The sequence below is a fragment of the Polaribacter tangerinus genome (genome assembly GCF_038024095.1).
In the GTDB taxonomy this organism is placed as follows: Bacteria; Bacteroidota; Bacteroidia; order Flavobacteriales; family Flavobacteriaceae; genus Polaribacter; species Polaribacter tangerinus.
The window spans coordinates 772,569-798,965 of the sequence record NZ_CP150668.1 but is presented as its reverse complement, the minus strand read 5'-3'; the positions used below and the strand labels follow the sequence as shown (position 1 = coordinate 798,965).

The following is a 26,397-nucleotide window of genomic DNA, read 5'->3' as shown; positions in this document are numbered from 1 at the left end:
TTGTTTTATAGTTTATTTTAGTTGCTTAAAAATCAACAAAATGACTAAAAAAATATTATTTATACTTGCCTTTTTGGGTAATTTATTTGTGGTTTCTGCGCAAGAAACATTCGTTAGAACTCCAACAATTAGCCCAGATGCAACGAAAATGGCATTTGGTTTTGATGGTGATATTTGGGTTTTAGAGTTTGCTACCAATCAGCAAAAAAGATTAACCATTCATCAAGCCTATGAAAGTAACCCCATTTGGAATAGCACAAGTTCTCAATTAATCTTTAATTCTAATAGAAAAGGGTATTCCAATATTTTTAAAATAGGCCTTAATGGAGGTATACCTACACAATTAACTTTTTACCCAACTACAGATACTCCAAGTTTTTGGTCGGAGAATGGAGATATTATTTTTTCTAGCAATCGAATCTTTAAAGGTACAGAAAGAGAAACTTCTATATATAGTGTAAACGAAAAAGGCGAAACTCCAAATCGCTATATGACTGCTTTAGGTAGTCAAGCAACAGTATCACCAGATGGAAATTTGGTAGCTTTTGTTAAAGGAACTTGTAGAATTTCGAGAGAAGATTATAACGGACCAGCTCAACGAGATATTTGGATTTACAACAAAAATACGCAAGAATATCATCAAATAACTACTAGTAAAAAAAACGACCATACACCTCTTTGGGATAGCCAAGGAAGCTTATATTTTATAGGTTCGGAAAGCGGAAGATATAATATTTACAAAACTTCTATCCAAGCCGATGGTAGTGCAAAACAAGCAGCAAAACAGTTAACAGACTTAAAAGTTAACGGCGTATTGTCTTTTTCTGTGAGTAATAACGGAACTGTTGTTTATAACAGCGGTTTAGAAGTATTTAAATTACATAATGGCCGTACTACAAAACTCAATTTAAATTTAGCTACAGACAATCGTTTCGAAATAATTGAAACAGAAACAACTACTTCAAATGTTGGTGCTATAGATGTGTCTCCAAACGGAAAATTAATTGCCTTAAGTATTAATGGTGAAATTTTTGTAAAGGAAAATAACAAAGATATATCAACAACAAATAATGTAAGCAATCATCCTTTTAAAGACGACGAACCTTTTTGGATAGACGATACTACTCTAGGGTTTGTATCAGATAGAAGCGGTCAAAATGAACTTTATAAAGTAGTTTCTGTTGATGAAAATGTAAATTTAAGTAGAAGTTTAAAAACAAAAATCACCAAATTGACATCAAGTAACATTGATGTTTTTGAACCATTATTATCTCCTAATAGAAAGAAAATTGCTTACCGAGTTGGCAGAGGAAAACTAGTAATTGCAAATGTTGTAGATGGTAAAATTGTAAAACAAACAACTTTTTCAGATACTTGGGCAGCTGCTAGAGATGTATCTTGGAGCCCAGATAGTAAGTATATTGCATACTCTCAGCAAGATTTAAATTTCGATAGCGAAATTTATATTCATTCTATAGAGAACCCATCTAAAAGAATGAATGTATCTATGCATCCTAGATCAGATTCATCGCCAGTATGGAGTCCCGACGGAAAAAAGCTATCTTTTGTATCTAATAGAGCAGGAGATCGAGGAGGAATCAATTATGATACATGGATGGTTTGGTTACAAAAATCTGATTGGGAAAAAACTAAGGTAGACTTTAAAGAAGGAAACTATTACGATATTAGTGAAGCTTCCAAAGAGAAATCAGCTTCTAAAGAAGTTATTGTAAGAATTCATGAAGAAAATATTTACGACCGTTTAGTGCAATTAACAAGTTGGGCTGGTAATGAATTCGGAGCAATGTTTAGTCCAGATAGTAAGAGTGTTTATATTTCTGCAACAGATCCCGTAACAAACAAAAATGGTTTATATAAAGTAGCAATTTTGGGAGGTACACCAAAAATTGTAAAAGATGTGTCTAATATCGGTTCCAAAAGTTTACACAATCAAAACCTATACTTTTCATCGAGGGGAAAATTAAAATCGTTAAATTTAAAAAATGATAAGGTTATTTCTTATGGTCATTCAGCCACCTATACTACAGATTTTTCAAAGTTAAATGAACAAGTTTTTGAAGAGGGTGTTAGAGCTATTACCGCAGGTTTTTACGACCCTCAGTATCATGGATATGAGTGGGAAAAAATTGTAAAAAGATACAGACCTTGGGTTTTGTCGGCAAAAACAAAACAAGATTATTCTTTTATGTTTAACAATATGTTAGGTCAGTTAAATGCGAGTCATATGGGATATAGAGGAAGCACACCAGAAAAAACATTTAGTGATAATGTGGGGCTTTTAGGTTTGGATGTTTCTAATGTAAAAAGTGGTGTAAAAATTAATTACATTTTACCAAACTCAGCAGCAACAAAAACAAATGTTTCTCTAAAAGTTGGTGCAGTTATAAAACAGGTAAACGGTAATAAAATCAATAGAAATACTAATTTTTACAGTCTTTTAAGAAATACTTCAGAAAAAGAAGTGTTACTTACATTGTCTGATAATACCGATGTAGTGGTAAGAACACAAAGCACCAGAACTATTTCGAGTTTACGATATGAAGAATGGATTAATTCTCGTAAAAAATTAGTAGATAAATTTTCTAACGGTCAACTAGGTTACATTCATATACAAGGAATGAATTTGCCGAGTTTTGAACGTTTTGAAAGAGAGTTGAAAGCAAGTGGATACGGAAAAAAAGGAATTGTTATTGATGTTAGAAATAATGGAGGAGGTTGGACTACCGATCGTTTAATGGCAGTTTTAACGGTACAACAACATGCATACACAGTTCCTAGAGGTGCTACTAATAATTTAGAGAAAAATAATAAAAGTTTTTCAGAAAATTATCCGTTCAACGAACGAGCTATTTTATCTGTAAATACAAAACCATTAGTAGCTTTAGCAAATCAGAGTAGTTATTCAAATGCAGAGATTTTTGCGCATGCATTTAAAAGTTTTAAGTTGGGTAAATTGGTTGGGCAACCAACTTTCGGAGCAGTAATTTCTACAGGTTCTTACAGACTTCAAGATGGTTCTATAAGAATGCCTTATAGAGCATGGTATGTGAAAGAGTCTGGTTTAAATATGGAACATGGCCCAGCAGTACCAGATTATTTAGTTGAAAATAAACCAGGATGGAAGGAGAGAGGAGAAGATGATCAACTAAAAAAGGCAGTAGAGGTATTATTAAATGAATTAAAATAGTTACATAAAAAAAGCGAAACTTTAAAGTTTCGCTTTTTTTATACAGTCTAAATTACCTAGTTTACTTTTAAAAGTTTCACTTCAAAGACTAACACAGCACCACCAGGAATACCTCGAGTTCCATTATTACCATATCCTAAATTAGAGGGGATTATTAACGTACCAAAACCTCCTTCTTTAAATAATGGAATTCCAAGAGTCCAGCCAGGTATTACAGCGTTTAAGGGAAACGTAACACCAGAAGCGCTACTTTCGTCAAAAACTGTACCATCTAACAAATAGCCTTTGTAAGCTACAGTAACAGTAGAATTACTTGTTGGTCGTTTGCCAGAACCTTCTTGCTCTATAATATAGTAAAGTCCATTATTTGTTTTCTTTGCTTGTAAATTATTTTCAGATAAATAGGTAGTAATATCTGCTGCTGTTTGTGGCTCGAAATCACTATCGCTGCTACAAGCGCACAATATAAAAATTAGTGAAAGTAGAAATATTATTTTTTTCATTAGATACGTTTTAATTCGCAATTATTTTGTGTCAACTACAATTACTCCATTTGCACCTCTTACACCATATCTTGCTGTTTCTGCACCTTTTAAAACTGTTATTTTTTCAATTTCTAAAGGTATTATTAAGCTAAAAGTAGACTTTTCTACCGGAGTTCCATTTACTATAAATAGTGGTTCTGTATTTCCATTAACTGTGTTAAAGCCTCTAATGGTTATATTTGTGCCACTTACATTTAATCCAGGAACATTGCCTCTTAAATAATCATAAATGGTTGCAAATTGTTGTGGATTTACAGATTGCTCTTTTAAATTCTTTTCTTTGTATAGTAGGTTTTCTCCTTTAGAAATTTTAATGGTAATGTTGTTTTGTCCGTTTTGATAATCTATTTTATTTACTCCAATTACGGGAGAAAAAGCGGTAATTGTTTTCGGAGCTTTTTGAAGCCTGATTTTAAAAACACCTTGTAAATTTGCAACTCTATTTTGTTTTACATCATCAATAAGAATAACTGCACCAGGTACAGGTTTGTTCTTTTCGTCTTTAACTTTTATAAAAAGTTTAATGTTTTCTTGAGAAAAAATATTTGGACTTAAGCTAATTAATAATAAAAAAAGTACTATTTTAAAATTTTTCATATTGTTGTTGTTAGTAATGAGTAATTTGAAATTAATAGAATTAGTCTATGAATTACTTTCTTTTACAAGCAAAATTTATTTTTTATAATTACATACTAATTTACATAAAAAGATTGAAGTAAGAAGTTAAAATAATTCAGTTATATTCATTAATACATCGTACTACTAAAAAAATAATATCATATAAAAATTAAAATACTTTCTCGCCGTTAATATAAGTTGCTTCTGCATTAGTTTTAGGGATATTTTTTGCTTTAACAGTCATAATATCTTGATTTAAGATTACAAAATCAGCAAATTTTCCTGCTTCAATACTTCCTTTTTCTTCTTCTTCAAAATTAGAAAATGCTGCCCAAATTGTCATTCCTTTCAAAGTTTCTTCACGACTAAGTGCATTTTCCATTTGAAACCCATTTTCTGGATAATTGTTCAGATCTTTTCTTGTGGTTGCTGCATAAAAAGTTAAAAAAGGATTTACTTGTTCTACAGGGAAATCGGTTCCCAATGCTATTTTACCATATGTGTTTAATAAATCTTTAAAAGCATAAGCTCCTTTTATTCTTTTTTGCCCAATTCTATCAACTGCCCAATACATATCCGAAGTTGCATGTGTTGGTTGAACAGATGGCAGTATATTGTTAAAAAGAGTAAAATCATCTTCAGAAATTATTTGAGCATGTTCTATTCTCCAGCGCCTGTCTTTTGCATTTTTTAAGACTTCTTTATAGGTTTTTAGCATCCATGTATTTGCAGAGTCTCCAATAGCGTGGGTATTCATTTGATAGTTGGATGCTGCTATTTGGGTTGCTATTTCTTGGTATCTTTTCGGGCTATAAATTAATGCACCAAAGTGGTTGCTTCTATCTGAATAAGATTCTCGCATGGCTGCTCCTCGAGAACCTAAAGCGCCATCCCCGTAAACTTTAAAAGATCTTACATTTAGCCTGTCTGTTTTTATAATTCCTTTGTTAATATAATAATCAATCTGAGCTTGGTTGTCGCCTGAAACCATGGCATACACTTTCATTTTTAAAACATTAGATTGTTGCAAACTATCAATAAGTTCAATGGTTTCTCTATTTAGTCCTGCGTCATCTACAGTGGTAAGTCCGTAGGAAAAAGCAATTTTTTGTGCATCTAAAAGTCCTTGAATCGCTTCTTGCCTAGAAGGTTCCGGTATTTTAATGAAATCCATAGCAGCATCAATTAAAACGCCTGTCATTTTACCATTTTCGGTAATTATTTCACCTCCACTCACTTTTGTGTTTGCATTAATGCCAGACAAATTTATTGCTGCTTGGTTTACTAATAAGGCATGCCCATCTACTCTTGTAATTGCCACTGGTATTGTTGGAAAAAGTTTGTCTAATTTTTCTTTTGTCGGAAAATCTTTAACGTCCCAATCGTTTTGGTCCCATCCGCGACCAGTTATAAATTGGGTGTTCTTTTCTTTTTGAAACTCTACAAGTTTCTGTAAAACTTCTTCGTAACTTTTTGTGCCCTCTAAAGAAACCTTTTGTTGCTGTAAGCCCATTCTATAAAAGTGACAATGTGCATCTATTATTCCTGGAATTATTGTTTTATTGTTTACATCAATTATTTCTTTTGAAGTAAACTTTCCTAAAACTTCCTCGTTGGCTCCAACAGCAATAAATTTTCCGTTTTTAATAGCAAATGCCTCCGATTTTTCAAAATCTTCATTTACTGTGTAAATATTGGCATTAATAATAATGGTATCCACGTCTTTTTTAGAACAGGAAAAAAGGATTGTAATTATTAATAAAGTTAGAATATTTTTTTTCATTTTTTGTAATGTTTATGATGATATGTAAATGTTGTAAACTAGATAGATGAGTAAAAATTGAATTGGAATTCTAATATTAGCAATCCACTTTTTTCTAATAGCAGGTCTAATTTTAGTAGCATCCCAAATATGTATTGGCAGAAAAATAACTAATAGTATTAATATACCTAACGAAGCATTTTTATATAAATTAGAAATTAATAAAGCTACACCAAATACAAATTCTAAGGTTCCAAAAACATAGTTAACAGCTGTTTTGGGTAAAAAATTTGGTATAAAATTATTAAATATTTTTGGTTTTATGAGGTGCATTATTCCTGCAAAACAAAATAGAATACTAAAAAAAACACGAAGAATAAAAGTGTAATTATCCATGGTTTTAAATTTATTTATGGTTTTATTACCGTGTTACTGTAAAGGTATTTATCCATAAGATAAATAAGACTTGCCATAGAGGCACTTCCTAATTCTAGTTCTCTTTTGTTTACTTTATCAAAAGTATCATTACTTGTGTGATGGTAGTCGAAATATCTTTGACTATCTGGTTTATAGCCTACTAAAGTTACATTGTCCGATTTTAGCGGATAAATATCTGCACCAGATCCTCCTTTAATTAAATCATGCAATCCGTAGGGAGAGAGTAGTTTTTTCCAACTCTGTAATAGTTGTGTATTTACAGAATTTGCATCAATAGAAAAACCTCTCGGCGTGTGACCGCCAGAGTCAGATTCTAACCCACCAATATGATTTTCTTTATTTAATTTTGCTAATTCTGCGTATTTTTTTGCTCCTCTTGTACCATTCTCTTCATTCATAAAGAAAACAACCCTAAGGGTGTTTTTTGGTTTTATTTGTAATTTTTTAAATAAATAGGCAACTTCTAAAGATTGTACAATTCCTGTTCCATCATCATGAGCACCTTCGCCTAAATCCCAAGAATCTAAATGACCTCCAACCACAATAATGTTTTCTGGAGTTTCAGTTCCTTTAATTTCTCCAATTACATTAAAAGATGGAGCATCTGGCAATGTTTTGCAGTGTTGCTTTAGAAAGAACTTTAAAGTAGGATTTTCTTTTAAATCACGACTTAAAATATTGGCAGCACGAGAGCTTATCGCCGCAGCCGGAATGTGTTTTTCTTTAGGTAGGTTTCCGTATGACATGGTTCCTGTATGAGGAAAATCGTCAATAGAATTTGTCATAGATCGAACAATTACTCCTTTTGCATCATACTCTCCAGCAACTATTGCTCCTTGAACTCTCTGGTCTACACATCCGCCGTAGGCGCTAAAGGTATTTATTAATGTATTGTCGAAAGGTCTATTAAAAAAGATAATTTTACCTTTCATTTTTTCACCTAACTCTCGTGCTTCTTGTATACTTTTAACTTCTATTACTTCGGCTAATATTCCTTCTTCAGGGGTTGCTACAGAAAAGCCAAGAGCACACACTGGTACATTTTTCTTTTTATTGTTAACAGTATAGTTTGCTACTTCTTTTTCTCCACGAACCCAATGCGGTACCATTACTGGCTGCAACCATACAGAATCTAAACCTGTGTTTTTCATTAATTTTTCACCCCAAAGTACTGCTTTTTCTGCAGCTGCAGAACCAGACAACCTAGCTCCAATATTTTGTGTTAAGTCTCTTAGCCATTCGTATGACTTTCCCTCTGTTAAAGCAGTATTAAAAATAGATTTAATATTTGTAGAGTCTATTTTTTCTTCTATTGTTAATTGTTCTAGCTGCGTTTTTTCTTTACCAGAATTACAAGAAAATAGTAATATGATAGCAAATAAAAATGAGAATATGTTTTTCATTTTAGTGTAATTTAATTTTGTTAAAATTACAAAAATGAATTGATAAAATAGCATTGCTTTTTTAGGTACTTATTTATTTAGAAATCAAATTTGTAGGAAATACCTCCTAATACCTGAAAACCTTGAGTTTCGAAATTTGCAAAGCGTTGGTACTTTGTGTTTAAAAGGTTGTTAAGTCTAATAAAGCCTGTGAATTTATCATTAAAATGGTAGCCACCATATATATTTACGTCTACAAAACCCTTTAATTTCTGTACGGCGTTAATATTTGATGGAAATGTACTACTGTATAATGCGTCTTTACGCTCGCTTACATGAAAAAGTGCAGTGTTAGCAAACCATTTTTTTGTAGTGAATTTACCTGTTATAGTTGTTTGAAGTGTAGGTAAATTCCATATTTCTGTAGCATTTTTTGCAGTATAACTATTAAAATCTACTTGGGCATTTAATAGTAAACTTTTGTTGTATTTGTAATTAAACTCAGCAAATATAGAAGTAGTTTTAACAGCGTCATAAATTACATTAAAAGAATTACCGTATTCATAACTCTTTAAAACAGGGCCATTAGTTATTATTAAATTAGTATTTGATTTAGCATTATTTCTTACAAATAGGGGTTTATTGTCTTCTGATATTAATGAGCCACGGATGTTGTAATTTAATTTTGTATTTAAATTTCCTTTAAAGCCAACATAAACATTAGAGTTTTCTATAGTTTGGTTTATTGATAATGTTGGTGAGACATATGGGTTAATTTCACTAAATTTTTGGTAGGTATTTGTGTGTAAATTTCCTGTTATTCCTGCAAATCCAGAAATATAACTGCTGTAAATATTGGTTTCTGTAAAGATTTCTGGAAAAATTAAAAATTTGCTTTTTTTGTTTTCATAATCTACAGTTGCAAAGGAATTAAAACCTATTTTTAAAATAAAATTATCTTTTAAAAAAGTATAATTTGGCTTTAAGTTTGCGGTCATTATCTTGTAATTGATAGTTGCCGAATTTTGGTAGTTATTATTAAATTTTCCTGTTAAAAATTCTACACCACCTATAATTGCTATATCATTAGCATTTCTAAAAAGAAAATCTAAGGGAAATAATAAATCATAGTCAAAGTTTATCATTATTTCATTACTATCAAATCTATCTGTAAAGAAAGAGGTTTTTAATAAGATGTTTTTAATATATGAGTCATGAAATTGAAGGTTTCCTATGCCTTTAAAATAACTGTATGTTTGCAATTCATCAATTGTAGAAGGATTTATTAATGATGAATTTTGTGTAGGCAAACCAAACCAATTGTATTTATTGTTTTGTGTTTCTAGGGCAACTTTCCAATCAAAATATCGTGCCTCTTTTTTAAAGAATGCACTAGCGTCGAAATTAGAAAAAGTACTGTTTAAAAGAGAATTTCTTATGTTTTGGTTGGCTGCATTGTAGTTTAAAGAAATACCAATTTCATTATCAAACCGATTCATTTTATATAGGTTTGCATTTAAAAAAGTAGTGCTGTAATTGCCGTAGCCTAGTGCTAAATAATTAGAATATATGGTTTCTTTAATGCCTAAGTTAATTCCTTTTACGACACCTGTTTTTGGGATAAATGTTGAGGCTACTGGGGCTGAATAAATGCTGTAATTTACTTTCTTTTTTAAACTATTTTTAAGTAGATTTAGTGTTGGTTTTTTAGTAATTTTTTGGGCACCAGAAATTTCAGGATTGTATTTTGTGGTAATAGATACAATAGCTGTTTTTACAAGAGTATCTTTTCTTTTTTCCTGAGCCATCCCAGAAAAAAAGTATACTAAAAATAATACAGGAAGAATGCTTTTTTTTATCATTTGATTTTTTCTGTATTTATAGAGTTATTATTTTTTGCTTCTCTTTTTTTAATTGCATTTAATTCTTCGGTTGCTTCCTTTACAATATCTTTATATTGAGGAAAATTTGTAATTATATTTTCTAAGACAAAAGTTGCCTGATAAACATCCTTTAAGCCATAGTAGTTTTTTCCCATAACCACATAGCTTTTCACTCCCCAATATTTGTAATTAGAAAAATTAGCAATAAGGTTTTGAACAATTTTATTAGAGGCATTGTATTCTTTTTTTATGTTTTTAAAGTAGGCTAAATAATACAATGTCTCTGCTTTTAAGATACCCGTTAATTCTTCTTTTAGAGAGGAGTAGTACTCTTCTGATGTTTCAAAATCATTGTTTTCAAAAGACGCTCTCGCAATTATTATTTTAGCATCATTTTTTAACTCATCGGTAATTTTAGTTTTACCCAATAATTTTTTAGCGTACGCAATAGCAAGCTCATAATTACCTATTTTGTAGTAACCTTGCATTAAATTACTTTGTGCAAAAAGAATATTATCTGTGCTATATGCCTCTTGTTCTAATTGGTCTAGTATCGGAATTACATCTGTATAATTTCCTTTATTAAGGTAGATATTTGCTGCCTTGTTTAGCGACTCCTCTGAGTACTCCGAAACTCCTTCATTAATAATGTTTATGTATGATATTAATGCTTTGTCAAAGTCCCGTAAACTATAATGTAGGCTTGCTAAGTATAAGTTGCTTTTTATTTTGTGAATTCCATTAGGAAACCTTTTAATATAAGCATATAACTCAAATAACTTTTGTTCAGTATCACTTCCGTTTAAATATTCGTTTTCTGCAATTTCAAAGGCTGCATTGTCTATTTCAGCATCACTTATGTTTATAAAATCTAATGTGGTTGTCCATTGAATATATTCGTCTAACTTATTTTGGTTTATATACACATTTCTGGCATTAGAAACCGCTTCCATAGCTTCAGATGTGTTTGGAAATTCTAGTGTTACTCTCTTAAAATTTTGTAGTGCTTTTTCTAAAGAGTTTTCATTAAAGTAGAGTAGTCCTTGTCTTAATAATGCTCTAGGAAGAAAAATACTATTAGGGTGTTTTTCAGATAATTTATTGTAGGCAATCAGAGCATTTTTTGTGTCTTTTAACTTTGTGTAAGTATTTGCCAGTTGATAAAGAGCATCATCATGTAAGTTAGAATCTGTATAGTTGTTTACCAGTTTTTTTAGTGATGTTATTTTAGTTTTGTTATTGTTTAAAAAACCATAACTTAAAGAGGTTTGATACAAAGCATAATCACTATCTACAGCATTTTTGGTAGTGATTTTTGTGTATTTATCTATTGCTTTTTTGTAGTTACTTTCTGCAAAATAAGCATCTCCTAAACGCAAATAACCATCTAATATAAGCGGTTCTGAACTTGCATTCTGATCAATGAAATTTTCGAAAGCATTTATGGCCATCTTATAATTGTTCAAATTAAAATAGCAATATCCAATTGCGTAATCTATATCTTTATACATATTTACTACTGCTTTACCGCCAATATTTTTTAAGTTTAAAAAACTGTTTAAAGCTTCTTTGTATTGTTTAAGATCATAAAATGTTTGTGCTTCCCAATAGTTAGCTTTCAATTTTACTTTTGTGTTTTTAGCAGCTTTGGCTTTTGTAAAAAAAGGCAAAGCTCGAGAAAACTTATTTTCATTATACAATTGAATAGCTCTGTAAAGAGATACTTCTAAAATTTTTTCTGTTTCTGATATCGATTCATTTTTGGATAAAAAAGCTAATGCACCTTTAAAATTTTTCTCATTTATGTAAGAAGAGATTACCAAGCTACTTATTTCGTTGAAGTTTTTTGAGTTTGGGTATTTTTTTAAGTAATTCTGTAAAACATTAGCTACCGTTTCGAATGGGTTTCCTGCATCGTAACTTAATTTTGCATAATTTAACGCAGCATCCTCTTGAATTATTTTATCGAAATCCATTTCAGAGGCTGATTTAAAAGCATTTAAAGCTTCATTTTTTTTTCCTAATTTCATATAGCATTCTCCCAAATGTGAGTAGGCATTTTGAGCAATACTATTATTACTATTTATAATTTTATTAAAATTGTTTATAGCATTTTCATACTCTTTCTGTCTGTAATAAGCATATCCTAATAAATAGAAATCGGTAGTGTTCCATTTTCCATTTTTACCTTTGTACTTTTTTAGGTAAGGAATAGCTTCAGTATATTTTTTTTGATTAAAATAGCTTTCACCAATAATTTTAGAAACGTCTGATTTTAGTTTTTTATCAATAGTTGGTAATAGTTTTAGGCCAACATGTATAGCTCTATCAAATTTGCCAGATTTAAAACTAATGTCTAACAAATAATAAGATATTTCTGCTTTGTAAGAATCGTTATCTGCAATTTCTTTTAAAGTAGACTCTGCAATACCATAATCCTCTAATTTGTAGGAGGCAAAACCATAATAATACCTAGAGTCGTTGCCATATTTAGCATCATTTAAAAGAGGTAAAAGAGTTTTTTGAGCAAGCGTTAGGTTGTTAGACTCAATGTAGCAGTAGCCTTTTTTAAAGTTTAATTCTTTTATTTCTTCTTTTGATAATGAAAAGTTATTTATTTTATTGTACCATTTTAATGCATGAGCAGCTTTTTTTTGTGCAAAATAATGATTTCCAATTGCAAAAAAAGCGATATCTTTTTTAGAACTATTAGGGTTTTGTTCAATAAAAGAAAGAATTTTTTTATCTGCTTGTGGTTCGTTCAATTTTATGGCACACATGGCCTCCAAAAAAGTTGCATCAGCTTTTAAACTGGAGGTACTTGGTAAATTTTTAGCAACTTTTTTTAAACTTGTTTTAGCGGCAGCATATGCTTTATTTTGAAACAAAATAACAGCATTGTTATATTCCTTTAAAGCAGTTGTATTTACTATTGACTCTTGAGAAATTAGGCTATATGTGCTGAAAGAAATACTAAGTAAGAAAAAATATTTTTTAAAAAATTTAAATTTCATGTCGTTAATTTTACTTTCAAAACATACAACGCACAAATAGTTAGTTTGTTGGCTTGAGCTAAGATTTTTTTTATTTTTAATTCAAAAATAAGAATAGTTGTTAATTTATAGTAAAAAAATCAACAGAAACTTTTAAGTTTGTAGAAACTACAATTTTTATGAAAAATGCCGTCTTACATTTAGAAAACGCAGCTATTTATCAAAGAGATAATTTAGTGCTTTCGGATGTTAATTTAACAATTGATAAAGGAGATTTTTACTATCTTATAGGAAAAACAGGAAGTGGAAAAAGTAGTTTAATGAAAACACTTTATGGAGATTTATCTTTAAAACAAGGTGAGGGAAGTATTGTAGATTTTAATTTAAAAAAGTTAAAAGAAAAGGAAATCCCTTTTTTAAGAAGAAAAATAGGAATCGTTTTTCAAGATTTTAAACTTTTAAGCGATCGCAATGTTTTTGATAACCTAAAATTTGTACTAAAAGCAACAGGTTGGAAAGATAAAGAAGCCATAAAAAATAAAATTCATGAGGTTTTAGAAAAAGTAGGTATGAAAAGTCAATACTACAAAAATACCTACGAACTTTCTGGTGGTGAACAACAAAGAGTGGCAATTGCAAGGGCATTATTAAATGATCCAGAACTTATTTTGGCAGATGAGCCTACCGGAAATTTAGACCCAAAAACCTCTATGGAAGTGATGGAACTTCTTACCGAAATTCATAAAAGTGGCAAAACTATTTTAATGGCAACACACGATTATCAATTAATTGTTAGGTTTAAACAAAAAACAATAAAGTGTGAAGGAGGAAAATTATTCGAAGTTGCACAACAAGCATCCGTTTAATGTTATCAGTTTTAATACCTACATATAATTTTTCTGTTTTTTCTTTAGTAAAAGAACTGCATAGTCAGCTTTTAATAGAAAATATACCTTTCGAAATTATATGTATTGATGATGGTTCTCTCTCAGATTTGAATATAGAGAATCAAAAAATAGTAAGTTTTTCTCATGTCAGTTTTACCGCTCTTAAAGATAATATTGGCAGAAGTGCAATACGAAACTTACTATCTCAAAAAGCGCAGTTTTCGTGGCTTTTATTTTTAGATGCAGATGTGTATCCAACTTCTAAAAGTTTTATAAAGAATTATTTAAATTCATTACAAAAAGGATGTAAGGTTTTTTGTGGTGGATTACGATATGATAATAATCCAGAAATATTACAATTATTGAGGTATAAATACGGAAAAAAGCATGAAGAAATTAGTTTAAAAAATAGGCAAAAGAATCCTGAGAAATATTTTTTCACTTCTAATTTTTTAATAAGTAAAAATGTTTTTTCCTCTATGCTTTTCGATGAGCGTTTAAAAGATTATGGGCGAGAAGATTTGTTGTTTTCACTAATGCTACAAAAAAACAGACACCCAATATGTCATATAGAAAATGAGGTTTTTCATTTGGGTGTTGAAGATGATGTTTTGTTTGTTGAGAAAACTAAAAAAGCTATGCGAAATTTACTTTTTTTAAATAAAAATTATCATTTTATTAAACACAAAGTACCTTTGTTACAACTTTTAAGCTACTTTAAAAAAGTACGGTTTTCAAATTATTTAGCCAAAAAATCTAATTTTTTCGAACAGTTGGCAATTAGAAAAACATCAGTTTTTTTCTTAAATTGTTTAAAAATATCATATTTATGTAAATTAGATAGAAACGATGGATAGAAAAGAAATTGCAAACTTAATTTACCTAAAATTAACAGAAGAAAAAGAGCAGTTAAAAGCTCAGTTTAAAGAAACAAAAGATAAAATAGGGTATTTCTACGTCGATGATTTACTTCCGGTTAACATTACTAAAAATATTTATGATAATTTTCCATCGGTACACAATACTGTGGCGCGTAAAAGTTTAAGAGAAAAAAAATATACAGCTTATCAACTAAATAAGTATGGGGCTATTTTAGAGGAGGTAACTTATGCTTTTCAAGACAAAAAAGTTGTGAATCTTGTAGCAGATATTTGTGGAGTTGAAGAGGTTTTCGCAGATGAGAATTTGTATGCTGGCGGACTTTCTTTAATGGGAAAAAACAATTTTTTAAATCCGCATTTAGACAATTCTCATGATAAAGATAGAAATCGTTGGCGAATATTAAATTTGTTGTATTATGTTACACCAAATTGGAAGTTACAAAACGGAGGTAACTTAGAGTTATGGCCAGAAGGTATTAGAAAGAAACCGGTTACTATTGTTAGTAAATATAATAGATTAGTGGTTATGGCTACACATCAGAATTCTTGGCACTCAGTTAGTAAGGTTCAAAAAAATTTGGTTAGGTGTTGTGTGTCTAATTATTATTTTTCTAATACTCCTTTAAATTCGTCAGACAAGTTTCATGTAACAACCTTTAGAGGTAGAAAATCGGAATTGGTAAAAGACGTGTTTTTACAATTAGACAACTTTTTGAGAACGAGTATTCGAAAAATTTTTAAAAAAGGGATTCGCGAAAATCCTCATCAATACAAAAAATAGTTACTGAGCATTTTTAAAAATTGCTACCAACTTTTTTTCTTGAACTTCCCAAACTAATTCTTGCTTTGCTAATTTTAATTTTTTTTGATAATCGCTTGTTGTAATTGTTTCAATTTTGTTGGCTAGTATTTCTGGTTCTCTAGACGTTAGAATTTCTCCCACTCCATACTCTTCAACAATTTTTCTCATTTCTGGTAAGTCTGAAACTAAAATAGGAACTTTTGCTTGTATATAGTCGAAAATTTTATTTGGTAAAGCATATTTGTAGCTCAAGCCTAAATCTTCCTCGAGACTTATTCCTACATGTGCATTTGGTGTAATTTTAGAGAGTTCTATAGGACTTACCTTATTCATAAAAACGACTTTATTTTTGAGATTTTTTAGAGCAACTAGCTTTTTTAATGACTTCAAAACGTCTCCCTCTCCAATAATTATCAACCTATAATTATTTAAAAGACTCATTGTTTCTATCATTAATTCTAGACCTCTTCCAATATTTACAGCTCCTTGGTAAATAATTATTTTTTCATCTTTTCTTAATGAAGAAACTAGTGTTTTTTCGTATTTTTTTTTCTGAGGATAATTGGCAATTGTGGTAAAAGAAACCTTGTATTTATTAAAATAATAATTTGCAATACTGTTACTAACAGTGTAGTTGTTTTTTAGATTTGGAAGTATCCAGTTTTCTATACTAAGCCAAAATTTTTTAACCTTTTTTCTATGAACTAATTCAGGTATTTCAGAAAAAAGCTCGTGACTGTCAAATATTAATTTTTTACGTTGTAGTTTGTGAATTAAGTAATTAGGTATTAAGGTATCTATGTCGTTGGCAAGAAGTAGTTCTTTTTTTGAAAACATTAAGTAAAAAAAAAGGCGAATATTATATTCGGCAAAAAAGAGAATCGTTTTATTGAAAAATAACTGAAATCTTTTAACCTTATAGTCTCTTTTTAAAGGCGAACTATTGGCTAATTTTCTACCAACCAAAGTTACATTAAAACCGTTTTTATAAAGTGTATTACAAACTTTTTCTACGCGTTGGTCAGTAGTTAAATCTGTAGTTACCGATACAATTATTTTTCTCAATTTTTATTGATTTTTACTGCAATATAAAAACAATTTATTAGATGTTAGGTTTTTAATCTCTAGTTTAGAATTCTTAATCAAAACTCCGACTGCAATATATACTGTCGGAGTTTATATATGTTAGAAAAATAAAATATCACACAAAAATAAATCTACATTGCAACCAAGTCTCCAGCTATATCTTTCGACGGAAGTTCAGATTTTCCCATTAAAAATAAATCTACTTGTCTAGCAGCTTCTCTTCCTTCAGAAATAGCCCATACAATTAAAGATTGTCCTCTTCGCATGTCTCCTGCAGTAAATATGTTTGAAATATTTGTTTGGTATTTGCCGTAGTCTGCTTTGTAATTAGTTCTAATGTCGGTTTCAACACCTAGTTTTTCTGCTAGCGTTTTTTCAGGCCCTGTAAAACCAAGTGCCAATAATGCTAAATCACAAGGCCAAATTTTTTCTGTTCCTGCAATTTCCTCTAAAACTGGTTTTTCTCCAGGATTCATTTTCCAAGTAACATTAACTGTTTTAAGGGCTATTAATTTTCCGTTATTATCTTTTATAAACTCTTTGGTATTTATAAGCCAGTTTCTCTCTACACCTTCTTCATGAGAACTCGAAGTTTTTAATTTTAAAGGCCAGTATGGCCATGGAGTACTTGGTGCTCTGTGTCCGGGTGGTTTTGGCATAATTTCGAAATTTACAACAGATTTTGCGCCTTGTCTGTTAGAGGTTCCTATACAATCGGAGCCTGTATCTCCGCCACCAATTACAATTACATTTTTGTTGGTCGCTGTAATTTGATTCTCTACTTTTTTACCAAATAATACTTTTGTTTGTTGTGTTAAAAAGTCCATTGCTTGTACCACACCATTAGCATCAATTCCTGGGGTTGGTAATGTTCTTTTTTCAGATGCTCCACCACACAAAACAATAGCATCAAAAGTTTTTAAATCCTTTGTATCGTAATTTACACCAACATTTACATTGGTTTTAAAAACAATACCCTCTGCTTTTAAAATTTCAACTCTTCGGTCTATAATTTCCTTTTCCATTTTAAAGTTTGGAATTCCATATCGTAATAAGCCACCAATTTCATCATCTCTTTCAAAAACAGTTACCCAATGGCCGGCTCTATTTAGTTGCTGAGCGGCGGCTAATCCTGCAGGTCCGGAACCAACAATTGCAACTTTCTTTTCGGTTCTCTTTTTGGGAAGTTGTGGTTTTATCCAACCTTCTTTGAAAGCTCTTTCTACAATATTTTTCTCTATATTTTCTATAGATATTGGGTCTTCAATAATTCCTAAAACACAAGCTTGTTCACAAGGTGCAGGACAAAGTCTTCCTGTAAATTCTGGAAAGTTATTAGTGGCATGCAAAATCCAAGAAGCTTTTTTCCATTCTCCTTGATGCACCATGTGGTTAAAATCAGGAATTAAATTTCCTAACGGACAACCACTGTGGCAAAAAGGAATACCGCAATCCATGCATCGGGAGCCTTGTTTAGAAATTTCTTTTTCTGTTAATGAAACTGTAAATTCTTTATAGTTTTTTACACGGTCTTTTACAGAAGTGTAGGTTTCATCTTTTCTTTTAATTTCTTTAAATCCTGTTATTTTTCCCATGACATTATGCTTTAGTTAGTTCTTCAAACATCGGTGCTTCTGTAGCTATTCTGTGTAGAGCAATCTTATACTCTGTAGGCATTATTTTTACAAAGTCTTTAACATTCATATCCCAATCATTTAACAGAGTAGTTCCTTTTTTACTTCCTGTATAAAGCACATGTTTTTGTATAGTTTCCTTTAACTCAACAGAATCCTCTGTTGTTATTTCTTCAAAATCGATTGTTTCGGTGTTACAGAGTCCGTTTGTAAAAGTGTTTTTTGGGTCATATACATAAGCGATTCCTCCACTCATTCCGGCAGCAAAGTTTCTACCTGTTTTACCTAGTACAATCACTTTTCCTCCTGTCATATATTCGCAACAGTGGTCTCCAACACCTTCAACTACTGCTGTTGCTCCAGAGTTTCTTACTGCAAAGCGTTCGCCAGCAATTCCATTAATAAACGCTTCTCCTTCAACAGCTCCAAACATGCAAACATTACCAACAATAATATTGTCTTCGGCAACAAAGTCCGCTTTTTCAGGTTTTTTAACGATTAGTTTTGCTCCCGAAAGTCCTTTTCCTAAATAATCGTTGGTGCTACCTTCTAAAATAAAGGTAAGTCCGTGTGCACCAAATGCGCCAAAACTTTGCCCAGCAGCGCCAGAAAACTTCATGGTAATAGTGTCTTCGGGTAAACCAAGATGACCATATATTTTAGAAATTTCGTTGCTAACAATTGCGCCAACAGTTCTATTTGTATTTTTAATAGGGTAGTGCAAGGTCATTTTTTCTTTACGATACATTGCTCTATGCGAATCTTTTAGAATGGTAAAGTCCAATACATTTTTAAGTTCATGCTCCTGAGCCTTGGTATTTCTAACGGTCATTTTTTTGTAAACCTCTGGTCTGTGAAGTATGGTAGATAAATCGAGACCTTTTGCTTTGTAATGTTTAATTGCTTTATTGGCATTAATTTTATGAGTTTGACCGACCATTTCTGCAACAGTTCTAAAACCAAGTTGTGCCATTATTTTTCTTAATTCTTCTGCTATGTAGTAAAAGAAATTAATTACATGTTCAGGAGTTCCTTTAAAGTTTTTTCTTAATTCTTTGTCTTGTGTAGCAATACCGACAGGGCAGGTATTTAAGTGGCATTTACGCATCATTATACAGCCAGACGCTACAAGAGGGGCTGTAGCAAAGCCAAATTCTTCGGCACCTAGAAGTGCAGCTATTGCTACATCTCTACCCGTTTTTAGCTGTCCGTCGCATTCTACAACGATTCTACTTCTTAAATTATTTAAAACAAGTGTTTGTTGCGCTTCGGCAAGACCTAGTTCCCAAGGTAAACCAGCGTGCTTTAACGAAGTTAATGGAGAGGCACCTGTACCACCATCATATCCAGATATTAATACTACATCTGCTTTTGCTTTTGCAACACCGGCAGCAATTGTTCCAACACCAACTTCAGATACTAGTTTTACATTTATTCTAGCTTCTCTATTGGCATTTTTTAAATCATAGATTAGCTGCGCTAAATCTTCAATCGAGTATATGTCATGATGGGGTGGCGGAGAAATCAATCCTACAAAAGGAGTTGAGTTTCTAGCATTGGCAATCCAAGGTAAAACTTTGTAGCCTGGTAATTGACCGCCTTCACCAGGTTTAGCACCTTGAGCCATTTTAATTTGAATTTCTTTAGCATTGCTCAGGTAGTGAGAGGTAACGCCAAATCTACCAGAAGCAACTTGTTTTATAGCAGAGTTTCTACTGTCTCCATTAGCATCTTTCTGAAATCTATTTCTGTCTTCACCACCTTCGCCAGAGTTAGATTTTCCACCAATTCTGTTCATGGCAATTGCTAAATTTTCGTGTGCTTCTCTTGAAATTGATCCATAAGACATGGCGCCGGTTTTAAATCGCTTTACAATATCAGTCCATGGTTCTACTTCTTCTAACGGAATAGGATCTAGGTTGTCAAACTGAAATAAGCCTCTAATAGTCATTAAGTTTTCGGCTTGTTCGTTTATAGCTTTGGCATAAACATCATAACTTTTTTGGTCGCTCAGTCTTACAGCTTGCTGGAGTTTTGCTACTGTTGTAGGATTAAATAAGTGGCGCTCGCCATTTCTTCTCCATCGATAATCTCCTCCAATATTCAGCCCTAAATTTTTATCAATTTGATTGTCTGGGTAGGCTTGCTTGTACCTTTGATCTATTTCTTTTTCAATTTCATACAATCCAATACCTTCAATTCTAGAAGCTGTGTAGGGAAAGTATTTTTCTACGAATTGCGAGTTAAAGCCAACGATTTCAAATATCTGAGAACCTCTATAAGAGTGTAATGTAGAAATTCCGATTTTATTCATCACTTTTAAAAGACCTTTTCCAATAGCTTTGTTGAAATTGTCTACCGCTTGTTGTTCGTTCATGTCGGTAATAAACCCTTCTTTCACTTGAGCTCTTATAATTTCATTTACCATGTAAGGGTTTACAGCGCTGGCTCCATAGCCAAACAAAGTAGCAAAATGATGAGGCTCTCTAGGTTCTGCAGACTCTATGATAATATCAAAATAAGAACGTTTTCTTAAGCGGTTTAGTTGATGGTTAACATAAGAACATGCTAATAATGCTGGTATAGGAGCAAATTCTTGATTTACGCCCCTATCAGATAGAATAATTATATTGTGTTTGTTTTCTATTGCTTTTTCTACTTGCGTAATAATATTTTCTAAAGCATCTTCTAAGCCATTTAAACCCTTATTTTTTGGATATAAAATTTCGATCGTTTTAGCTTTAAAACTTTCGATATTAATACTTCTAATTTTTTCTAAATCGGCGTTAGAAATTACAGGATTTTGTATTTTTAGTTTTCTACACTGCCTTTCGGTTATGCTAAATATATTTCTGTCTTTTCCTAGGTTTAAACTAATATCGGTTACAATTTCTTCTCGAATACCATCTAGAGGAGGATTGGTAACTTGGGCAAATAATTGTTTAAAGTAGTTGGAAATTAATTGAGGTCTGTCCGATAAGACTGCTAAAGGTGTATCGATTCCCATTGAGCCTAATGCTTCTTTTCCAACTTGCGCCATTGGTGTAATAACTTCTTGTATGTCTTCGAAAGTGTAATTAAATAAGCGCTGTCTGGTTTTAATATCTATCGTTTCAATAGGACAAGTATCTCCGGTGTATGGTACATCTTTAAGGTGTAAACGAGTTTTATTTAACCATTCTAAATAGGGTCTTTCCAAAACAATTTTACTCTTAATTTCTTCATCTTCAATTATTCGGCCTTCATTCATGTTTACTAAAAACATTTTTCCGGGTTCTAGCCTACCGTGTCTTTTTACGTCTTCAGGAGCTACATCAACCACCCCAATTTCAGAAGACATTATCAGTTTTCCGCTTTTGGTAACAGTGTATCTAGAAGGTCTTAATCCGTTTCTGTCTAGTAAAGCTCCAATATAATCACCGTCTGTAAAAGGAACAGATGCCGGGCCATCCCAAGGCTCCATAATGCAACTGTTGTATTCGTAGAATGCTTTTCGTTCATTAGACATTGTAGCGTGTTTTTCCCATGCTTCAGGTATCATCATCATCATAATTTCTGGTAACGATCGTCCGGTATGTGTTAGGAGTTCAACTACCATATCCATAGAGGCAGAATCAGATTTTCCGGGTAAAATAATCGGAAATAATTTTTCTATTTGTGGACCAAAAACATCACTTTTCATAATTTCTTCTCGAACACGCATTCTGCTTACGTTTCCTCTAAGAGTGTTTATTTCTCCGTTTTGGCACATAAACCTAAATGGTTGTGCAAGTTCCCAGGTTGGCATTGTGTTGGTAGAAAAACGTTGGTGTACAAGTGCTAATCTAGTAACCAGGTCTTTTTCTTGTAAATCTTTAAAATAAGGACCAATATCTTCGGGCTTTATAATACCCTTATAAATTATAGTTGTTAGTGAGGCACTAGAAACGTAAAAATAGTTGCTTTCGGATGTTTTAGAGTTTCTTATTTCATGTTCTGCAATTTTTCTTGCAGCATATAATTTGGCCTTAAAAATAGCCTCGTCAATTGGTTCTTTTTTTCCGATAAAAAGTTGTTCAATGTTAGGCTCTGAGGCTAAGGCAATTTCACCAAGGTGAGAGGCGTCTACAGGAACTTTTCTCCAGCCTAAAACAGATAGCCCCTGTTCTTTTAATTCTTTTTCAAAAATATTTTTACAATAAGAGTATTGATTCTTGTTTTTAGGCAAGAAAACCATAGCAACAGCATATTCTCTAGGTTCAGGGATTTCAAAATCACAAACTCTTTTAAAATATTTGTGAGGAATGTCTATTAGTAATCCAGCTCCATCTCCAGTTTTTCCATCGGAACTAACACCACCTCTGTGTGCTAGTTTTACTAGTATTTCTAGTGCGTCATGTATAATTTGGTTTGTTTTTTCTCCATTTAGATTACAGATAAATCCTGCGCCACAATTTTCATGTTCGAATTCTGGTAAATATAAGCCTTGTTTTTTCATTTTTATTGAATTATATCCGCTAATTTATATTTTTTATTAGGATAAATTCAATGATTTTTAACTTTTAATATAATTTTTATCATGAAAATAAAATAATGCTAATAATAATTTAATAATGATAATTTTAGCTTTTTATTTTAAGAAAATGATAATCTGCACAGAAACCTGCATTATTAGTAAAATAATGCAGATATTTAAAGTTGTTTGTAATTATATTTAGTGTTCGTTTAATCGAAAATCAGGATAGGCATCCATGCCATGTTCGTGAGCATCTAAACCTTCTAGCTCTTCTTTTTCATCAACTCTTATTCCGATTGTTTTTTTGAGTGTGAAAATTATTAAAAACGAAGAAATTAAGCAAAATGCTGCGTAACAAGCTATGCCTAGTAGTTGACTCAAAAATTGAGACCAACCTGCAAGATTTCCAAAAATTCCAACAGCTAAAGTTCCCCAGACACCACATACTAAATGCACCGCGATTGCTCCCACAGGATCATCAAGTTTTAATTTATCTATTAAACTAACGGCAAATACAATTAGTATCCCTGCAATTCCGCCTATTAAAATTGCATCTGTTGGAGACATTTGATCTGCTCCGGCCGTAATGCCTACTAATCCACCTAAAATTCCGTTTAAAAACATGGTTAAATCTAGATTTTTAAAAAGTATGGTAGAGGTAATTGCTGCAAAAACACCACCTGCGGCTGCAGCTAAACATGTTGTAACTAGAGTTAAAGAGGTTAATTCTGGGTCTGCAGATAAAACAGAGCCACCGTTAAAGCCAAACCATCCTAGCCATAAAATAAGAACTCCGGCAGTAGCAATCGGAAGATTATGACCTGGTATTGCTTGTATTTTTCCGTTTTTAAACTTACCAATTCTCGCGCCTAATAAACAAACTGCTACTAGAGCAGCCCATCCACCAACCGAGTGAACGAGTGTAGAGCCTGCAAAATCATAAAAAGGGGTAGATAGTTTGTCTAGAAATCCGCCACCCCATTTCCAAGACCCTACAATTGGGTACACGAGCCCTACGTATAGGATGGTAAATGTCATAAATGGACCAATTTTCATTCTTTCTGCAACAGCACCCGAAACGATAGTTGCTGCTGTAGCAGCAAACATTCCTTGGAATAGAAATTCGGTCCAGAAAGTGTAGCCGGTATTGTAATCTAAATCTAGTGTGCCATTTTTTAATGGTGCTGAGAGGCCGAATATAAAATCGCCCATAAAACCTATTGAGTTTGTAGACCAATTTGGGTACATTAGGTTGAAACCGATAAAGGTGTATAAAAGTAGGCCTACAGTTATTATAAAAATATTTTTAAATAAGATGTTAATTGTGTTTTTTTGTCTTGTTAAGCCAATTTCTAAAAAAGCAAAGCCAGTATGCATAAAGAAAACTAGTGCTGTACAGATCATCATCCATACATTATTTGTTGTAAGTAATTCCATGTTTTGTTATTTTGAATCTTTTTTTAATGTTTCACCACCTTTTTCCCCTGTTCTAATTCTGTAAACCTCAGAAATGTCTGATACGAATATTTTTCCGTCTCCAACATCTCCTGTGGCAGCAGATTTTAGTAATGCATTGATGGTAATATGTTCAAAATCATCATTAACTACTATAGATAAGTATCTTCTTTGAATATCGCTAGTGCTGTAACTAACACCTCTATATACGTGTGCTTCTTTTTCGTTACCTAGGCCTGTTACGTCCCAGTAGGAGAAAAAGTTCACATCTACTTCATGCAGTGCTTGTTTTACTGCACTAAATTTAGATTTTCTAATTATTGCTTCTATTTTTTTCATGATATTGTGTTTCGTAAACCACAAATTACCTCAAATATTTGAGGTAATTTGTCTTGATTATTTTTCTTATATAGATAAGAAAAATGTCAGTTTGTAAAATTCGTTATTGGCAAAACTTGCTGTTTTTCCAATATTGTTTCCGAGAGAAAAACGCAGTCCTGCATTTTTCTTTTGTAGTTGTATGTATGGTCCAAGCCATACGTAGCCATCTGCTCTTTCTAGGTTTTTGCCTCCATTTGTTTCTCCACCTGACAAGTACAATTCTTCAAAATGTAAGCCTAAAGATATATGGTTGCCTACTTTGTAGCCCAGATTTGCCCAATAATGTACATAGTTATTTGTAGATTCTCCCGAATCTGTGTTGTTTATCAATGCTCCGTAATACCCAAAGTAGAATTGACTTTCCCATTTTTTTGAGCTATAGTTTACTGTTAAGTTAGGTACTATACCGTCTCCAATAATCCCTTCTTGAGCAGCTCCGCTGGAAAGTAAGTTTCCCATTGTGAAACCTAATTGTGGATTGATGTTAAAATTACCAACGGTAAAGTTGTAACCAATACCTACTTCGGTCCATTGTCCCCATTCACTTCCTGTTCCTGCACCCCATTGAATACCGTATGCTGTAATAGCGCCTGACTTATCTGTTGGGAAGCTAAGTGTCATCATTGGGTTAAAACCAAAAAATGCATCATGGTTTAAAGATAAGCCGATGTTTAGATTTTCTTCTGAGTCTTTTTGTGCAGACATGTTAATTGCTAAAAAAAGCACTAATAAAGTTGAAATTTTTTTCATGATTGTTCTTTTTTGTTATGGTTAGTTTTATTGAACGAGTCAAATGTATAGTTTTAAATTTAATTTTTAGGGGTTATTATTTTAAAAACTAAGTTTTTTAAATTATAACCCTTAAAAAAATAGGGGTAATTTTGTTTATAATATAAATTATAGTTTTACAATGTGTGTTTTTTGAGGGTGTGTTTAAAAATATATGTTATTTATTTTTATATTCACAAAAATGCATTTTTCTAAAAAAAAAATTAAAATGTGTATTTTTGATGCATGAAATACTCATTTTCTTATCTTATTAGCATTCAATTTTTAGGTTTTAGGTTTTCGGGATGGCAAAAGCAACCAAATGTTAAAACCATTCATGATATGCTGGATAAGTCTCTTTCGTATGCATTTGGAGATTTTAATTTTAAAACTATTGGAGTTGGTAGAACAGATGCAAAGGTTTCGGCGGGTAAATATTATGTGCAGTTGTTTAGGGATGAGAAAATTGAAATTACTCAATTTTTAAAATTGCTAAATGATAATCTTTCTGCGGATTTTAGAGCATTAACTATACGAGAGGTTTCTAATAAATTTAACATAATTAACGCTCCAAAGATTAAAGAATATCATTATTATTTTTCTTTTTGTGAAAAAAATCATCCATTTGCAGCGCCTTTTATTGTTGCTATTCTAGATAATTTAAATATCGAAAAAATGAAGCAAGGAGCTAAGTTGTTTGAAGGAACTCATTTTTTTCATAAGTATTGCACAAAACCATCAGAAAACACCATTTTTAAAAGGCAAATTGAAAGCTGTGAAATTGTAGAGAACACAATTTTAACAGCAAGTTTTTTTCCAAAAAAATCTTATATTTTAAAGGTAAGAGGAAAAGGTTTTTTACGTTATCAAATTCGATTAATTATGGCAACACTTTTTGAGCTTGGCAAAGGAAATGTAGATGTATCTTTTATAGAAGACTCTCTAAAAGAGAATAATGATAGAAGACATTTGAGAAATATAGCACCATCGTCTGGGTTACAGTTATATGATGTTACATTAATTACCGAGTAGGTTTTTATTATGGAGTTTGCACAAAGGATTGTAGCAGTTGTTTGAGCTCTTACGCTTTTTTGCGTAAAGCGAGTGCGAAAAGCCTGACCTGAAAGGTTGTGCTCAAAAAAAAATCCATCTAAGAAAGATGGATTTTATAGTTGTAAT

Annotated in this window: 18 protein-coding genes; 5 read left to right on the top strand and 13 right to left on the bottom strand. The window is 31.7% G+C overall.

Going from position 1 to position 26,397, the window contains the following annotated elements; all coding sequences use genetic code 11:
- Positions 1 to 40 precede the first annotated feature (40 nt).
- A complete protein-coding gene (locus WHD54_RS03620) occupies positions 41 to 3,208 on the top strand; it encodes a S41 family peptidase (protein ID WP_088323291.1) in 3,168 nt (1,055 codons plus the stop codon).
- Between the two features lie 56 nt (positions 3,209 to 3,264).
- Here WHD54_RS03620 and WHD54_RS03615 read toward each other — a convergent pair whose 3' ends face one another.
- The 7 genes from WHD54_RS03615 to WHD54_RS03585 all read right to left on the bottom strand — a co-directional run bounded on the left by WHD54_RS03615 (position 3,265) and on the right by WHD54_RS03585 (position 12,850).
- The gene (locus WHD54_RS03615) at positions 3,265 to 3,711 is read right to left on the bottom strand and encodes an FKBP-type peptidyl-prolyl cis-trans isomerase (RefSeq protein WP_088323290.1); all 447 of its coding nucleotides are present in this window, start codon (positions 3,709 to 3,711) and stop codon (positions 3,265 to 3,267) included.
- A gap of 21 nt (positions 3,712 to 3,732) precedes the next feature.
- Positions 3,733 to 4,350, bottom strand: coding sequence for a TonB-dependent receptor plug domain-containing protein (locus WHD54_RS03610; protein ID WP_088323289.1), 618 nt, complete (start codon positions 4,348 to 4,350; stop codon positions 3,733 to 3,735).
- A 190-nt stretch (positions 4,351 to 4,540) separates the two neighbouring features.
- A complete protein-coding gene (locus tag WHD54_RS03605) occupies positions 4,541 to 6,154 on the bottom strand; it encodes an amidohydrolase (RefSeq protein ID WP_088323288.1) in 1,614 nt (537 codons plus the stop codon).
- 12 nt (positions 6,155 to 6,166) lie between these two features.
- Positions 6,167 to 6,529: a DoxX family protein gene (locus tag WHD54_RS03600; protein WP_088323287.1), complete on the bottom strand. Its 363-nt coding sequence runs from the start codon at positions 6,527 to 6,529 to the stop codon at positions 6,167 to 6,169.
- A 14-nt stretch (positions 6,530 to 6,543) separates the two neighbouring features.
- Entirely contained in the window at positions 6,544 to 7,974 is a 1,431-nt protein-coding gene (locus WHD54_RS03595) for a M20/M25/M40 family metallo-hydrolase (protein ID WP_088323286.1), read from the bottom strand.
- A gap of 77 nt (positions 7,975 to 8,051) precedes the next feature.
- Positions 8,052 to 9,815 carry a TonB-dependent receptor gene (locus WHD54_RS03590; protein ID WP_088323285.1) on the bottom strand — a complete coding sequence of 588 codons (1,764 nt, stop codon included), beginning with the start codon at positions 9,813 to 9,815 and terminating at the stop codon, positions 8,052 to 8,054.
- On the bottom strand, positions 9,812 to 12,850 hold the full coding sequence (locus WHD54_RS03585; protein ID WP_088323284.1) for a tetratricopeptide repeat protein: 3,039 nt from the start codon (positions 12,848 to 12,850) through the stop codon (positions 9,812 to 9,814). The genes WHD54_RS03590 and WHD54_RS03585 overlap by 4 nt, the downstream gene beginning before the upstream one ends.
- A gap of 158 nt (positions 12,851 to 13,008) precedes the next feature.
- Between WHD54_RS03585 and WHD54_RS03580 the strand changes: the two genes are divergently transcribed.
- The 3 genes from WHD54_RS03580 to WHD54_RS03570 are packed head-to-tail and all read left to right on the top strand — an operon-like array spanning position 13,009 to position 15,378.
- The gene (locus tag WHD54_RS03580) at positions 13,009 to 13,695 is read left to right on the top strand and encodes a cell division ATP-binding protein FtsE (RefSeq protein WP_088323283.1); all 687 of its coding nucleotides are present in this window, start codon (positions 13,009 to 13,011) and stop codon (positions 13,693 to 13,695) included.
- Positions 13,695 to 14,573, top strand: a complete 879-nt coding sequence (locus WHD54_RS03575; RefSeq protein ID WP_088323282.1) for a glycosyltransferase family 2 protein — start codon at positions 13,695 to 13,697, stop codon at positions 14,571 to 14,573. Before WHD54_RS03580 ends, WHD54_RS03575 begins: the two co-directional genes overlap by 1 nt.
- Positions 14,566 to 15,378: a 2OG-Fe(II) oxygenase gene (locus WHD54_RS03570; protein WP_088323281.1), complete on the top strand. Its 813-nt coding sequence runs from the start codon at positions 14,566 to 14,568 to the stop codon at positions 15,376 to 15,378. Before WHD54_RS03575 ends, WHD54_RS03570 begins: the two co-directional genes overlap by 8 nt.
- On the opposite strand, the gene WHD54_RS03565 is transcribed toward WHD54_RS03570, so the two are convergent.
- The 6 genes from WHD54_RS03565 to WHD54_RS03540 form a co-directional block, all read right to left on the bottom strand.
- Entirely contained in the window at positions 15,379 to 16,464 is a 1,086-nt protein-coding gene (locus tag WHD54_RS03565; protein ID WP_088323280.1) for a glycosyltransferase, read from the bottom strand. It abuts the gene before it with no gap.
- A gap of 152 nt (positions 16,465 to 16,616) precedes the next feature.
- Complete coding sequence (locus WHD54_RS03560; RefSeq protein WP_088323279.1) at positions 16,617 to 18,080, bottom strand: glutamate synthase subunit beta; 1,464 nt, start codon at positions 18,078 to 18,080, stop codon at positions 16,617 to 16,619.
- A 4-nt stretch (positions 18,081 to 18,084) separates the two neighbouring features.
- Entirely contained in the window at positions 18,085 to 22,596 is a 4,512-nt protein-coding gene (gene gltB, locus WHD54_RS03555; RefSeq protein ID WP_088323278.1) for a glutamate synthase large subunit, read from the bottom strand.
- Between the two features lie 216 nt (positions 22,597 to 22,812).
- Complete coding sequence (locus tag WHD54_RS03550; protein WP_088323277.1) at positions 22,813 to 24,051, bottom strand: ammonium transporter; 1,239 nt, start codon at positions 24,049 to 24,051, stop codon at positions 22,813 to 22,815.
- A gap of 6 nt (positions 24,052 to 24,057) precedes the next feature.
- On the bottom strand, positions 24,058 to 24,408 hold the full coding sequence (locus WHD54_RS03545) for a P-II family nitrogen regulator (protein WP_088323276.1): 351 nt from the start codon (positions 24,406 to 24,408) through the stop codon (positions 24,058 to 24,060).
- 66 nt (positions 24,409 to 24,474) lie between these two features.
- Positions 24,475 to 25,200 carry a DUF6733 family protein gene (locus tag WHD54_RS03540; RefSeq protein ID WP_143744238.1) on the bottom strand — a complete coding sequence of 242 codons (726 nt, stop codon included), beginning with the start codon at positions 25,198 to 25,200 and terminating at the stop codon, positions 24,475 to 24,477.
- 264 nt (positions 25,201 to 25,464) lie between these two features.
- On the opposite strand from WHD54_RS03540, the gene WHD54_RS03535 reads away from it, so the two are divergent.
- Positions 25,465 to 26,250, top strand: a complete 786-nt coding sequence (locus WHD54_RS03535; RefSeq protein WP_088323274.1) for a tRNA pseudouridine(38-40) synthase TruA — start codon at positions 25,465 to 25,467, stop codon at positions 26,248 to 26,250.
- The last annotated feature ends 147 nt before the right edge of the window (positions 26,251 to 26,397 follow it).